The organism is Variovorax sp. E3 (genome assembly GCF_016082275.1).
Lineage (GTDB): Bacteria > Pseudomonadota > Gammaproteobacteria > Burkholderiales > Burkholderiaceae_C > Variovorax.
On sequence record NZ_MOWM01000027.1, the window covers coordinates 1 to 13,289 of the forward strand.

Sequence of the window (13,289 nt, forward strand, 5' to 3'; positions counted from 1 at the left end):
CCCGCCCACGGCACCCACCGCAGCCCCCGCGACCGCGCCACCGGTCGCGCCCGCCCCCGTGCCGACGGGGTGGGCACCGGGCTCGCCGGTGATCGGGTCCAGGTTCAGGTCGCCGCGGTCCGCGAGGTTCTTGGTCTGTGTCATGTCGAATTCCTTCAAGTGAAGATGTGGATGAACGACGGCCTTTGTCCGGCGCTGGCACCATGTTCATCTCCACCTGCTTCGACGCGGTCGGCGGGCCGCCCGGCCCGCTGTAGTCGATTCGCACGATCGGTGCGTGCGTCAGCGCCTCAACCCGGAATGTCGGGCTCGACCAGTTGGGCCAGCGCCACGAGCGACTCCTGCCAACCCAGGTAGCACATCTCGGTCGGGATCATGGCGGGAATGCCTTCCTGCACCACGGACATCTCGGTGCCGCACGACACCGGGGTCAGCGTCACGGTGGTCTTCATGGTGCCCGGAAGATGCGGGTCGTCGAAGCTCGCGTCGTAGGCGATGCGCTGGCCCGGCACCAGCTCCAGGTACTTCCCGCCGAACGCGTGGCCGTTGCCGGTGCCGAAGTTGGTGAACGACATGCGCCAGGCGCCCCCGACCACGGGCTCCATCGCATGGACCTTGCCGACGAAGCCGAAAGGCGGCAGCCAGCGCTCGAACGCACCGGGCTCGACGAATGCACGGTAGATCCGCTCCGGCGGCGCGCGCAGCACGCGGTGCAGGCGGACGGTGTTGGTGGTAGCCATGGTTGTTTCTCCTGAAGTGCAGAGGAAGACCCTCTATGGATACGTCGAACGAGCCTGCGGGGAATCGACATGATGCGATCTCGGGGGAAACCCGGGGGCAGGCGCTGCGCCCGGCTTGCGTCCCTTGGGCGTTCACCCCATCATCGGCTTCAAGATGCTCACCGTTGTCTTTCTCTGGGCCATTGCGGTCGCATGGCTCGTCTCGAATGGGCTGTATGCCGAAAAAAGATCCTTCCTACACCGCAGACAACGCACTGTGTGGAGCGCGGCATTCATCGGTGGCTGCGCGGGGTCGCTTGCCGGCCTGCTCGCAAGCAGGCTCTCGCTGCCCGGTGCCATCGTCGCATCGGTTGCCGCTTGCCTGATCGCCCGCGCGCTCCTGCCGCGGTGACGCAGCACGCACGGCTGACCAGCCCCGAGTCGGGCCGCCTGCCGAAGGCGACGTTACTACTTCGGCGTCAGCCGATACAACCCGCCCTCGCGGTCATCCTCGATCAACCACAGCGCGCCATCCGGCGCCTGCTCAACGGCGCGAACACGGAAGCCAACCGCCCAGTGCTCGGCCGGTGTCGCGGTCGCGCCATGCACCTCGATCCGGTGCAAGGCACGGCTGACGAGCCCGGTCGCGAACGCCGAGCCTTCCACTTCGGAAACATCGCGCCGCTGTAGAACATCAGGTTGCCGGGCGCGAGGACCGGCGTCCAGTAGATCACGGGCTTGGCGAGGTCGGGGCGCGTGTCGGGGCTTGCAATGGGCACGCCGTCGTAGTTCACCGCATAGGAGACGAGCGGCCAGCCGTAGTTCTTGCCCGGCTCGATCAGGTTGAGTTCGTCGCCGCCGCGCGGCCCGTGCTCGAGTTCCCACAGGCGACCATCGGGCGCGAACGCCAGGCCGTAGGGCGTGCGATGGCCCGAGGTCCATGTCTCGGACGGCGTCAGGTTCGGTCCGTCGAAAACATGGGTGCGCACCACCGGCGCGGTCTTGGCGGCCTCGGTATCTCTCGCCGGATCGATCACCGGCACCGACGGTGCGCCGGTCTTGCCCTCCATGGGGTTGCCGGGCGCGGGCTTGCCGTCCAGGGTCAATCGCAGGATCTTGCCGGCCGGCTGGTTCGGGTCCTGGGCGGGGGTGAAGCGCTGCCGGTCGCCGGCCGTGAGAAACAAGAACTTCTGGTCCGGCGAAAAGGCCACGGCGGCACCGACCTGGCCGCCCTTGCCCTTGATCGGGTCGTGCCAGATGACCTTCAGGTTCTCCAGCGAGGCGGTGTCGGTGCCGATCTTGAGCGTCGCGCGGGCAAGCGCCAGGGCCGAGGTGCCGCGCTCCTGTCCGGGCTCCGAGTAGGTCAGGTAGATCGCGCCATCGCTCGCATAGGACGGCGCCAGGTAGACGCCGAGCAGGCCGTTCTGGCTTTCGTAGAACACCGGCGGCACGCCGGCGACTTCGAGCTTCTGCCCCGTCTGAGTCGCAAGGAAGAGCTTGCCGATCTTCTCGGTGATCAGCATGCGCCCGTCCGGCAGGAAGGCCATGCGCCATGGCAGATTGAACTGCGCGACCTTCGTGAGCTTGAACGGGGGCGACGCGGTGGCGGGCAACGCTCCTGCATTGATCTGGGCAACCACGGGCGCTGCGCCCAGGAGCAACCAGGGAATGAATCCGAACTTCGGGAATTGCATGCTTCGCTCGCAAGTTACTGGTGCGAAGAGTATCCGGTGCGCGTGAAAGCCGTACCGGCACCGGGTCTTCGACGCGACGAACGCCGAGCCTCGCCTCGGCGTGCTCACCCTGTCGCCGGAAGAAGCGGCCACGCAGCGATTTTCTCGATGCCAAATTGACGCGAGCATCGAATCTTGCGATGCTCGCCGCCGTGATCAGCGAGCTCAAAACATTCATCACGGTCTGCAAGCACGGCACCTTCGCCGCGGCCGGCGACCGCATCGGCCTCACCCAGTCCGCCGTCAGCAGCCAGATCAAGCGACTCGAAGAAACGCTCGGGTTCCAGCTGTTCGACCGCACCGGCCGCTCCGCCACGCTGAACGCGGCGGGCCAGGCGACCTTGCCGCGCGCCGAAGAAATCTGCGCGCTGTTCTCCAAGCTCGGCGAGCTTCCCGACGAACGCGCGACCAGCGGGCTGCTGCGCGTGGGCTCGATCGCCTCGGCACAGCCCACGCTGCTGGCGCGCGCCCTCGAAAGGCTGCGCGGCGCGTTTCCGCTGGTGCGCGTTCATGTCTCGCCGGGCGTGTCGATGCACCTGATGGACGACCTGGACGCCGGCAAGATCGATGCGGCGGTCATCATCCGCCCGCCCTTCGGCATGCCGCCCGACCTCACTTGGCAGGCGTTGCTGCACGAGCCTATGTGCTCGTCGCGCCCAGGGCGCTTCCCGCGACCCGAAACTGGCGCGCGCTGCTCCAGCAACAGCCGTTTCTGCGCTACGACAGGGCCTCGTTCGGCGGCCGGCTGGTCGAAGGGTTCCTGCGGCGCGAGGGGCTGGCGGTCAACGACGCCATCGAGCTGGACGAGATCTCGGGGCTGATCCACCTGGCCTCCAAGGGGCTGGGCGTTGCGCTCGTGCCGCTGGTCGAGGCGCACCTGCCCTTGCCCGACAGCGTTCGTGTCGTCCCGCTGGGCGAGCACACCTTCTACCGCGAGATCGGCCTGCTCCAGCGCAAGCCGCGCGCCAGCCCGCCGATCGTCGCTCACTTCGCGCAGCACCTGCGCGAGGCTGCCGAGGCGGTGCCCAGGAAGACCGGGCCCGCAGCGGCCTCCGGCAAGCCGCGGCGCCCCGTGCGTCAGCGCGCCTCGTAGGCCTCCAGCGGCTTGTCGGTCGGCGTGGCCCAGGCGGCCTTGGTCATCGCGTTCGCCTGCAGCCCCACCTTCGAGCCGCTGGGCGGAATCGGCTGCAGAAACCACTTGTCGTAGATGCGCGCAACGTCGCCGCTCCTTGCAAGCGCCAGCACGCTGTCGTCGACCAGCTTCTTGAACGCCGGGTCGCCCTTGCGCATCATGATCGCGATCGGCTCCACGGCGAGCACCTGGTCGAGCAGCCTGAACTTCTCGGGCTCCTTGCTCTTGGAGATCAGCGTCGCCAGGATCTGGCCGTCGGCCACGAAGCCTTCGGCGCGGCCCGTTTCCAGCAGCAGGAAGCCTTCGCTGTTGTCCTTGGCCAGCACGTCGGAGATGTCCGCGATGCCGTCGCGCTTGAGCTTGCGCAGCGCCGGCACCGATGTGCTGCCGGTGGTGGCCGCCACCGTCTTGCCGGCCAGTTGCGCGGGCGTCGCAATGCCCGAGCCCGTCTTCACGGCGATGCGGATGCCCTCGACATACAGCGTCGGCGCGAACGCCACGTCCTTCTGGCGCGCCGCGTTGTTGGTGGTGGTGCCGCACTCGATGTCCACGGTGCCGTTCTGCACCAGCGCAATGCGGTTCTGCGGCGTCACCAGCTGGTACTTCACGTCGAGCTTGTCGAGCTGCAGGTTCTTCTTGATGTCGCCGACGATGCGCTCGCAGATCTCGACATGAAAGCCCGTGTACTTTCCGGGGCCGAGCGTGAACGACATCGCGCCCGACGCATCGCGCACGCCCATGGTGACCGCGCCCGATTCCTTGATCTTGCCCAGCGTGTCCGGCTGCGCCGCGGCCGGGGTGCACACGGCCATCGCGGCCATGGCAGCCATCGCCGCAAGCGCGGCGGCGCTTGTGTTGCTCCTGTTCATGATGGCGCTTCCTCAGCGCGCGAACAGGGAGCTCAGGTCCGCGAAGGACTTCATCTCGATCGCATTGCCCGACGGGTCCAGGAAGAACATCGTCGCCTGCTCGCCGGGCTCGCCCTTGAAGCGGATGTAGGGCTCGATCACGAACTCGGTCTTGCGCGCCACGAGCTTGTCGGCCATGGCCTGCCATTGGTCCATGGGCACGATCGCGCCGAAGTGCCGCACGGGCACGTTGTGGCCGTCGACGGCACTGCTCTGGTGGTGGCCGCATTCATCGGGCGCCAGGTGCGCCACGATCTGGTGGCCGTAGAAATCGAAGTCGACCCACTCGGGCGCGCTGCGGCCCTCGGGGCAGCCCAGCAGTTCGCCGTAGAACGCGCGGGCCTCCGCGATGTCGCGGACCGGAAATGCGAGGTGGAAAGGAATGCGGGGGGTGGCGGTGCTCATGGGCGCTGTCCGTGGTTGGTGTGGGGATGCACGCAACTTTAAGCAGCACGTTTATCGATCGAAAGCGATATGTTTTTGATCTGAGCAACGAGATTTTCGATCAGTCGTTTTCGAACCGTCGAGCCTCCATCGCGCTCCGGCGGTACGCCTGCGGCTCGCGCGCCATGTAGTTGCCCGGCGTCACGCCGAAGCAGCGGCGGAACCAGCGCGAGAAATGCGCCTGGTCGGTGAAGCCGCATTGCGCCGCCACGTCGGCCTGTGAATGGCCTTCGCGCAGCAGTGCCTTGGCGCGGCCGATGCGAGCCAGCCGCGCATAGTGTGTCGGCGTCATGCCCACCGCAATGCGGAACAGCCGGTGAAAGTGCTCGCGCGACACGCCGAGCCGCAAGGCAAGCGCACCGGGGTCGATGCGACAGGCGTCTTCGGTTTCCAGCGCGGCGCACACGGCCTCGACCCGCGCGTCGCCCTTGCGCGCCCGATCGGCACCAGCTCGCGGCCGGTCTGTGCGCGCAGCAGCTGTTCGAGCAACTGCCGACCCGCGCGCCGTCTTCGCGGCGCGCGGCGGCGGCCAGCGCATGGGCCGTTGCCGCGTCTTGCCACACGCCGCGCAGCAGTTCGCCGCGCAGCCCCGGCGGCCATGCCAGGCGCGCCTCGACCCACGCGTGCGGCACGTACAGCATCACCATGCGAAAGCCATGCGCGCTCACGCCGGCCGTGTGCAGCATGAAGGGCGCCATCAGCACCAGGTCGCCGGCTTCGGCCACGCGCCGTTCGCCGGCGCAGGTGAACTCGCAGCGCCCCTCGAGGATGGCGCCCACGCTCCACTCGGCGTGCCAGTGCAGTTCGAAATGCGCCTTGGGGTCGACCGAGAACATGGCTTCGACTTGCGCGCCGCCCTCCATCGGCAGGCCGATGACATGCGACACGGGGGCGGGCGGCGGGTTCATCGCCCGAAGCGTAGCGCCATCGGCGTGCTCAGGCCTGCAGCGCACCGCGCACCGTGATGCCGGTCCAGCCCGCGGTGGCCGCCGTCGCCGCCACGGGTCCGAGCAAGGCGAGCTCTTCGACCGGGTGTTCATGAAAGCGCAGCGTGGCGCTGCCGCTCATCCAGCCCGACTCGACGCGATCGACGATATCGGCGCGCAGATAGCGCGGCTGTGCCCCCTCGCCCGGGCGCGTGAGGTCGGGCCAACCGACGGCGCCCACCGTCGGCGCCGACAGAAAGCCCAACCGACGCTCGGCCTTCTCGCCCGACAGCGTGACCGAGGCATCGACCAGCCGCCGCTCCTTCACGCTCAGGCTCGCGCCGAGCTTGCTGCCGGCGCTCATCGGCGCGGCCGCCGGGTGGATCAACGGCAGGCTGCGCGTGAGCCAGGTGCTGCCGATCTTCTTGGGCCAGCCCTGCAGCCAGCCGCGCAGCAGCGAGATGTCCTGGTCGACGTAGATCAGCGGACAGTAGAAACGCGCGCCGCCATCGCCCTGCTTCGCGGCGATCTCGAGCACGACGATGGTCTCGCGGTACTGCGCGTAGACGGGGTCGAGCAGTTCGTGCCCGTCGTCGCCGCACGACTGCCAGTCGGCGAAATGCACGCAGCCCCTGCCGGTGGCCGTGCCGAGCGCCGCGGGCACCAGCGCGGCGCCCAGGGCGCTGTCGAATTCGAAAGCGACGTTGACCAGCCAGCCGGCGTAGTGCCAGGGCGGCGCCTGCACGAGCGCGCTACGGCCGGAAGAAGTGAAGGGAGGCGTGAAAGAAGGTGGCATGGGATGCGTGCGTGCGAGTTCAAGACCGCCCCACGATAGGCCGCGCACACGGCCCCGTCTTGTACGCCAGTGATCCCGCGCCGCGCTGCTACATCACCGCCGCCAGCGTGTCCGTCAGCTGCTCGACCGTGTAGGGCTTGCGCAGCCACACCGTGCCCTGCATCGCCGTGGCCGGCTCGGCCTGCCCCGTCACGAAAATCACGGGCACGCGGTGGTCGCGCAGCAGCCGCTCGGCCAGGTCGCGGCCCGACAGCGCGGGCAGGCCGATGTCCACCATCACCACGTCGAACGCGCCGTCGAAGAAACGTGCGATGGCAGCTTCGGCGCTTTTGACGCCCGTGGCCCAGTGCCCCAGGGCTTCGAGCAGCTTCAGCGTGGTGGCGAGCGTGTCGGCGTCGTCCTCGACCAGGAGCACCCGGAGCTTTTGTTGTTGTGGTGTCGGCAGCGGTTCTGTTGTCATTGCGTTGCATTTTTCCAGACAAACCGCTGCTCTGCAGCACTCGGACACCCTTGGGCGCAGGGATCTACGACAGATGGCGGCATTGTCTGACTCGACGCCCGGTCTCGAACGAGACAATCACCGCCTCGGCCGAGACAAGCGACCATAAACACAAGCACCGACAAGCACCGAGCGCGCACGATGACCCGCATCTACCTGATAGAAGACAACCCCCTGATCGCCACCACCCTGACCGACGGGCTGCAAGAATTTTCCGAGTGCGCCGTGATCGGCACCGCCACCACCTCCGACGACGCGATCGACTGGTTCAGGGACAACCCCGAAGGCTGGGACGCCGCGGTCATCGACATCTTCCTGGCCGAAGGCAACGGGCTCACGGTGGCCAACTTCCTGAAGGCACGCAAGTCGCCCGCGCAGCGCACCGTGGTGCTCATGAACTATGCGACCTCCGAAGTGCGCGAAGGTGCGCTCTCGGCGGGCGTGGACGCGGTGTTCGACAAGTCGCTGCAGCTCGAGGCCTTCTACGACTTCTGCAAGACGCTGAATATTTCACCTCGGCGCTGAAGGGGACGGGGCCGGTGCGATACAACCGGTGCATGGCTACCCCGAATTCCACAGACTCCCCGATGCTCGACGCCGCCGCGCTGCGGCAACTCGCCAACACATCCGCCCCCGGCAACTCGCCCTGCGCCTGCCGCCTGCAGGACGCAGCCGCCTGGGAAAGCATCACCGAAGAACGCTGGCCCGACGCGCTCATGCAGCAGGTCGGCACGCTGCGCGACGCCGAACTGCACGAGCCGACCTTTGAAGAATGGCACCCCGCCGGCACGCGCTACGACTCGCCCGACGCGCCGATCTCGGCCGCGCACTTTCCGTTCAATCGCAGCGACGTGTACCGCTGCAGCGCCTGCTCGCTGCTGGTGCTGCGCTACACCGAGTTCGGCGGCTACTACATCGACCACCGCGTGCGGCGCGTCGATGCGGCGTTGATCGTCGGCTGACGACTCACTGCACTAGGCACCTGACCCGGCGCGGCACAATCGTCCGCGTGCATTTCCTCAGACATTGCCTGCCCGCCGTTCTCGCGCTGGGCTTCGCCGTCGCGGCGACCGCCGCGCGTGCCGCCGACCCGGTGCTGCTCGTCACCGCGCCCGCCGCGCTGCAGGCCGCCGAAAAATCCGGCGCCGGCTTCGCCCGCTGGTTCGATGCGGCCACGCCGACGCCCGATGACGGCATCGCCAGCAACGAGACACTGGCGCGCTCCGCCGCGTGGCGCGCCATCGCCGGCCCGCTGGGCGACAGCCTCGCAGGCATCCAACGCCGCGACAAGCAGGCCGCGTCGGCATCTCGCGCTACCCGCACCGCCTGTTCGACGCGCGCTGGCTCACCAGCCCCGATGCGTTCTTCGAGCTGGTCGGCGTGGCCAACCGCATGGACCGCCGGCCGTTCCAGGACGGCGCCTGCGGCGAGACGCGGCTCGTGTACCGGCTGGCCTACCGCACAGCGGCAATGCAGTCGCGCCTGCCGATGACCGTCAACGTCGAGCTGCGCGGCGACGCGCCCGACGCCAGCGGCAGTTGCGCGAATGCCGCCCGCCTCTGGCAGCCGCCGCAGACCGCGACGACCGACCAAGCACTCGGCCGCTGGCTGGTGTCGGCCGACGGCCCGCTGGCGCCGCAGCGCCTGCGGCACGCGCGCATCTCGCAGGTCACGACCAACCTGCAGAGTGTGCGATGGCCCTCGGCCGTACGGCCCGACCTGGGCGGCCATGCCGAATACATGCTGCGCGCCTTCCGCTGGAACGCGGGCACGAAGCGCTACGACGTGAAGCCGCTCGAGAACACCCCCGACGTCGCCAGGCTCAAGGCCAACGCACCGCTGCGCAAGGATCTGCAGCAGTGGCTGCAACAGCCCGACAACCTGCGCGCGCTCGACGAGGCCACGCTGCAGATTCCCGACCGGTTCCTCGCGACCGAGGCCGTGTCGGTGGCGCCGCGCGGCATCGAGCGGCTCGCGAACCGGCCGTTCGCGCAGGTGTTCGCACCGGGCGACTGGCAGGCCGTGCCCGGCAGCCGCACGCTGACGTCACCGCAGGCGATCTTGCGCCGCCTCGACGACCTGAGCTGCATGGGCTGCCACCAGAGCCGCGCGGTCGCGGGCTTCCATCTGCTGGGCGTGGACCGGCGCGGCGCATCGCGCACCTTCACCACGGGCAACGCGCTCGCGGTGCCGCATTCGCCGCACATGCAGGACGAACTGGCGCGGCGCTCGGCCTACGTGGGCGCGTCGCTGTCGACGCCCCGGCCCGATCCGTTCCGCCCGCTCGCGGAGCCGCTCGATCTGGACGCCGCTGCAACCACCGAACGCGCCACGGTCGGCGCGCGCTGCGAGCCCACGCGCATCACCGCGTCGGCCAACCCCTGGCAGGACCGCGCCGAGAAGCTGCCGCGCACGGCCTGCGAAGGCGCGGCCTCGGTGTGCGAGACCACCTCGGTGGGCTTCCCGGGCGGCATGTGCTCTGGCCCCTGCAACGCGAAGGACCCGAACGGCACCTGCGGCGGCATCGCCATCCTCAGCGACTTCAACCAGTGCCTGGCCGCGAAGAAGCCCTTCGGCGAATGCCTGAGCAAGCACACCCGGCCCGGCAACCTGCGCAGCTGCTCGGCGCAGCAGCCGTGCCGCGACGACTACATCTGCGCGCAGGCCGACGGCAAGCCCGAAGGGCATGGCGCGTGCATACCGCCGTACTTCCTGTTCCAGATGCGGGTCGACGGGCACTCTTGAGGCTCAGGCCAGGTAGCCGCCGTCGGCCGTCAGCGCGGCGCCGGTCACGAAACCCGCTTCGGGCCCCGCGAGGTACGCGACGAGGCTCGCGATCTCGTGGTCCTGCCCCGCACGATGGCCGCGCCGATGCCGCGCGATCCGCCGGTGACAAGGGCGACCTTGCCCGTGAGTGTTTTCGACATGGTGTGAACTTCCTTTTTATTGGATTGAATGATCCAGAATTGAGCCAAAAAAGCGCCCACGCAGGGCGCCGCTGTTTGCTGGCTAGCGCAGGCTTCGAAGGGCCATGCGTGCCACGCCGCGCAGCGCGTCGGCCGTGGCCCCGCCCCGCGCGGAAATCTTGAGCGCCGAGAGCGTGGCCGACAGGAACTGCGCCGCGGTGCGCACGTCGACGTCACGGCCGATTTCGCCCGCCGTTTTCGCCTCGGTGACGCGGCGCTCCAGCGTGGACAGCAGCGTGCGGGCGGCGGTGTCGGTCAGCAGCGAGACCTCGTCGTCGGAGCGGCCGAACTCGCAGACGGCCCCGATGCCCAGGCAAGCCGACTCCGCCGGGCTGCCGGCCTTGGAGGCCATGGCTTCGAGCATGGCCTCCAGCCCGCGCAACGGCGAAGGCGTGCTGTTGAGCACGCGGATGTGCTCCGCCACGTTGTCCGCGATGTAGTGCTGCAGCGCCGCCAGGTAGAGCCCGCGCTTGTCGCCGAAGGTGTCGTACATGCTCTGGCGGCTGATGCCCATGGCCTGCAGCAGCACCTCGGTCGACGTGCCGTCGTAGCCGAGGTCGGAGAACACGGGAATGGCGCCCTCCAGGGCGGTTTCGCGGTCGAATGCTTTGGGTCGTGCCATGGGGCGGAGTATAGAAATTCCGGATCGATCAGTCTTCAATGGCAACTGAAAGGCCCGCCCCGCCATGCGGCCATTGCAGCGCCCGCGCCGTCGCCCTGTCGATCACCCCGCCACCTGTAATCGCGTGAAATGGATCGGCCCGTGGATGGCTGACACAGTGCCCGGATTCGGCATGCCAGCGCAACGATTCAATGGTTCTTCAATCGGAGAAGAGGTCTATATGGGCATCGTATTTGCAGATGACTGGAACAACATTCGCGGGCTTCAGGCCAAGCACGGATACCACTATGGCGACGACTACAACACGCTGGGCGACTGCAGTTGGCAACAGATATACGCCATGCTGATCACCTGGGCCAAAAGAGAAATCGCCAACGACCACGCCAACGAACTGCATCGCCTGGCCACGGCCGTGCTGGACGACAAGTCCAATGTCACGGTTGAACTCGGATTCCACCAGCTACAGACTTTCGGTGCGCAGAAGTACTTCCACCTCACGGTAAGACACCCGGAAGACGGCGCGTTCCATATGTTCAGCCGGGCCGACATCTACATGGGCCAGGTTGCGCACATCGAAAAAACCATCGAGGGCGGCACCAAGGTTCGCGACTCTTACGAAAAAAGAATCTACCTGTACCCCCAACAGGCCTATACCCCCTTGGTTTGACCGCCGCCTGAAGACGCGCCTGAAGCGGCGCCTTCAAGCCTCTTCGTACCACCGGTCCTTCGCCAGCATCACGCGGTGGTGGCCGTGCCCCGACGGCATCATCGGGAAGCAGTTCTCCTGCCCCGCCACCTCGACGTTCAGAAAGAACGGCCCCTCGCTCGCCAGGCATTCGGCCAGCGCGTCTTCGAGTTCGGCCGGGTCGGTCACGCGGCGCGCGCCCCAGCCGAAGGCCTTGGCCAGCGCCACGAAGTCGGGCAACGCCTCGTTCCAGCTGTGGCTCAGGCGGTTGCCGTGGTTCAGCTCCTGCCACTGGCGCACCATGCCCATGTAGCCGTTGTTGCACAGCACCAGCTTCACCGGCACGCGGTGCTGCACCGCCGTCGACAGCTCCTGGATGTTCATGAGCACCGACGCATCGCCGCTCACGCACACGCTCAGCGCCTCGGGGTGGCCGATCTGCGCGCCGATGGCGGCCGGCAGGCCGTAGCCCATGGTCCCCGCGCCGCCCGAGGTGAGCCAGTGGCGCGGGCTGTCGAAGCGCAGGTACTGCGCGGCCCACATCTGGTGCTGGCCCACGTCGGTCGAGACGATGGCGTCGCGCCCGCTCGCACCGATGGCGCGCTGCAGCGAAGACATCAGCTGCTGCGGCAGGATCGAATCTTCGCGCGGCTCGAAGGCCAGGCAGTCTTCGGCGCGCCAGCGTTCGATGCGCGCCCACCACGGCGCAAGCCGCTCGGGCGCGAAGCTCTCGGGCAGCAATGCCAGCAGGCCTTCGAGGATCACCGCGCAGTCGCCCACCATCGGCACGTCGACGTGCACCACCTTGTTGATGCTGCCGGGGTCGATGTCGATGTGGATCTTGCGCGCATGCGGGCAGAACTCGTCGAGCTTGCCGGTCACGCGGTCGTCGAAGCGCGCGCCGATGCACACCACCAGGTCGGCCTCGTGCATGGCCAGGTTGGCCTCGAGCATGCCGTGCATGCCCAGCATGCCGATGAACTTGGGGTCGGACGCGGGGAACGCGCCCAGCCCCATCAGCGTGAGCGTGCAAGGCGCATGCAGGCGGTTCACCAGCTGCGTGAAAGCCTCGCAGGCCTCGGGCCCGGAGTTGATGAGCCCGCCGCCGCCGTAGATCACCGGCCGGCGCGCCGTCGAGAGCAGGTCGGCTGCGCGCTGCATCATGGCCTTGGGCGGCATCGCCGAGCGGCTGGTGCGCAGCGCGCGCAGCGGCGCGGGCTCGGGCGCGTGGCTCATGCGGTTGAGCTGGATGTCCTTCGGCACGTCGAGCAGCACCGGGCCGGGGCGGCCCGTGGTGGCGATTTCCAAGGCGCGGCGCACCAGCGAGGGCACGTCGTCGGCCGAGCGCACCTGGCGGTTCCACTTGGTCACCGAGCGCGACATGCCCAGCGCGTCGCTCTCCTGGAAGGCCTGCGTGCCGATCACCGCGGTGGCCACCTGCCCGCTGATGCACAGCACGGGCACCGAGTCGCTCATGGCGTCGAGCAGCCCGGTGATGGTGTTGCCCACGCCGGGGCCCGACGTGACCAGCACCACGCCCACGCGGCCGGTGCTGCGCGCATAGCCTTCGGCCGCGTGCACCGCCGCCTGCTCGTGCCGCACCAGCACGTGGCGCAGCCGGGGTTCGCCGTGCAGGGCGTCGTACAGCGGCAGCGCCGCGCCGCCGGGGTAGCCAAAAATGGTGTCGACACCGCACTCGACCAGCGTGTCGAGCAGGGCTTCGGCGCCGTTGCGGATACGGGGTGGCACTTCCGGGTGGAGTGACAGGGAGGGCGTGAGGGGTAGGTCGAGCAGTCGCATGCCGTCAATTCTTCCGGTTTGAGCGCAAAATATGCTTCTTTCTTTTGGCTCTTTGGACT

General features: G+C 68.3%; 13 protein-coding genes and 4 pseudogenes. 6 read left to right on the forward strand and 11 right to left on the reverse strand.

Annotation, left to right across the window (positions count from 1 at the left end; all coding sequences use genetic code 11):
- Positions 1 to 290: 290 nt before the first annotated feature.
- Positions 291 to 740 (reverse strand): SRPBCC family protein, encoded by a 450-nt coding sequence (locus BMG07_RS12385; RefSeq protein WP_198084820.1) that lies wholly within the window; start codon positions 738 to 740, stop codon positions 291 to 293.
- A gap of 154 nt (positions 741 to 894) precedes the next feature.
- Here BMG07_RS12385 and BMG07_RS12390 point away from each other — a divergent pair, with 154 nt between their 5' ends.
- Complete coding sequence (locus BMG07_RS12390; protein WP_269758890.1) at positions 895 to 1,131, forward strand: hypothetical protein; 237 nt, start codon at positions 895 to 897, stop codon at positions 1,129 to 1,131.
- A gap of 56 nt (positions 1,132 to 1,187) precedes the next feature.
- Here the strand turns inward: BMG07_RS12390 and BMG07_RS12395 are convergent.
- Positions 1,188 to 2,581, reverse strand: a pseudogene (locus BMG07_RS12395) (PQQ-dependent sugar dehydrogenase).
- A 23-nt stretch (positions 2,582 to 2,604) separates the two neighbouring features.
- Here BMG07_RS12395 and BMG07_RS12400 point away from each other — a divergent pair.
- A pseudogene (locus BMG07_RS12400) lies at positions 2,605 to 3,545 on the forward strand (LysR family transcriptional regulator).
- Here BMG07_RS12400 and BMG07_RS12405 read toward each other — a convergent pair.
- The 6 genes and pseudogenes from BMG07_RS12405 to BMG07_RS12430 form a co-directional block, all read right to left on the reverse strand.
- Complete coding sequence (locus BMG07_RS12405) at positions 3,530 to 4,453, reverse strand: transporter substrate-binding domain-containing protein (protein ID WP_198084822.1); 924 nt, start codon at positions 4,451 to 4,453, stop codon at positions 3,530 to 3,532. The pseudogene BMG07_RS12400 and the gene BMG07_RS12405 sit on opposite strands and share 16 nt — an antisense overlap.
- A gap of 12 nt (positions 4,454 to 4,465) precedes the next feature.
- Entirely contained in the window at positions 4,466 to 4,897 is a 432-nt protein-coding gene (locus tag BMG07_RS12410; RefSeq protein ID WP_198084823.1) for a VOC family protein, read from the reverse strand.
- A gap of 100 nt (positions 4,898 to 4,997) precedes the next feature.
- A complete protein-coding gene (locus BMG07_RS12415) occupies positions 4,998 to 5,474 on the reverse strand; it encodes a helix-turn-helix transcriptional regulator (RefSeq protein WP_198084824.1) in 477 nt (158 codons plus the stop codon).
- Positions 5,475 to 5,514: 40 nt separating this feature from the next.
- Positions 5,515 to 5,976, reverse strand: a pseudogene (locus tag BMG07_RS44830) (AraC family ligand binding domain-containing protein); the annotation flags it as partial.
- Complete coding sequence (locus BMG07_RS12425; protein WP_198084825.1) at positions 5,873 to 6,658, reverse strand: acetoacetate decarboxylase family protein; 786 nt, start codon at positions 6,656 to 6,658, stop codon at positions 5,873 to 5,875. The pseudogene BMG07_RS44830 and the gene BMG07_RS12425, both read right to left, overlap by 104 nt.
- 88 nt (positions 6,659 to 6,746) lie before the next feature.
- Positions 6,747 to 7,118, reverse strand: coding sequence for a response regulator (locus BMG07_RS12430; protein WP_198084826.1), 372 nt, complete (start codon positions 7,116 to 7,118; stop codon positions 6,747 to 6,749).
- A gap of 180 nt (positions 7,119 to 7,298) precedes the next feature.
- Between BMG07_RS12430 and BMG07_RS12435 the strand changes: the two genes are divergently transcribed.
- The 3 genes from BMG07_RS12435 (at position 7,299) to BMG07_RS12445 (ending at position 9,902) form a co-directional block, all read left to right on the forward strand.
- Positions 7,299 to 7,682 carry a response regulator gene (locus BMG07_RS12435; RefSeq protein ID WP_198084827.1) on the forward strand — a complete coding sequence of 128 codons (384 nt, stop codon included), beginning with the start codon at positions 7,299 to 7,301 and terminating at the stop codon, positions 7,680 to 7,682.
- Between the two features lie 62 nt (positions 7,683 to 7,744).
- Positions 7,745 to 8,119, forward strand: a complete 375-nt coding sequence (locus BMG07_RS12440; protein WP_269758892.1) for a hypothetical protein — start codon at positions 7,745 to 7,747, stop codon at positions 8,117 to 8,119.
- A 268-nt stretch (positions 8,120 to 8,387) separates the two neighbouring features.
- Entirely contained in the window at positions 8,388 to 9,902 is a 1,515-nt protein-coding gene (locus tag BMG07_RS12445) for a hypothetical protein (protein WP_269758893.1), read from the forward strand.
- A gap of 3 nt (positions 9,903 to 9,905) precedes the next feature.
- Here BMG07_RS12445 and BMG07_RS12450 read toward each other — a convergent pair.
- A pseudogene (locus BMG07_RS12450) lies at positions 9,906 to 10,016 on the reverse strand (SDR family oxidoreductase); the annotation flags it as partial.
- Between the two features lie 150 nt (positions 10,017 to 10,166).
- The gene (locus BMG07_RS12455; RefSeq protein ID WP_198084829.1) at positions 10,167 to 10,745 is read right to left on the reverse strand and encodes a TetR/AcrR family transcriptional regulator; all 579 of its coding nucleotides are present in this window, start codon (positions 10,743 to 10,745) and stop codon (positions 10,167 to 10,169) included.
- Positions 10,746 to 10,809: 64 nt separating this feature from the next.
- On the opposite strand from BMG07_RS12455, the gene BMG07_RS12460 reads away from it, so the two are divergent.
- Positions 10,810 to 11,412 (forward strand): hypothetical protein, encoded by a 603-nt coding sequence (locus BMG07_RS12460; protein ID WP_198084830.1) that lies wholly within the window; start codon positions 10,810 to 10,812, stop codon positions 11,410 to 11,412.
- Between the two features lie 33 nt (positions 11,413 to 11,445).
- On the opposite strand, the gene ilvB is transcribed toward BMG07_RS12460, so the two are convergent.
- Complete coding sequence (gene ilvB / locus BMG07_RS12465) at positions 11,446 to 13,230, reverse strand: biosynthetic-type acetolactate synthase large subunit (protein WP_198084831.1); 1,785 nt, start codon at positions 13,228 to 13,230, stop codon at positions 11,446 to 11,448.
- Positions 13,231 to 13,289 lie beyond the last annotated feature (59 nt).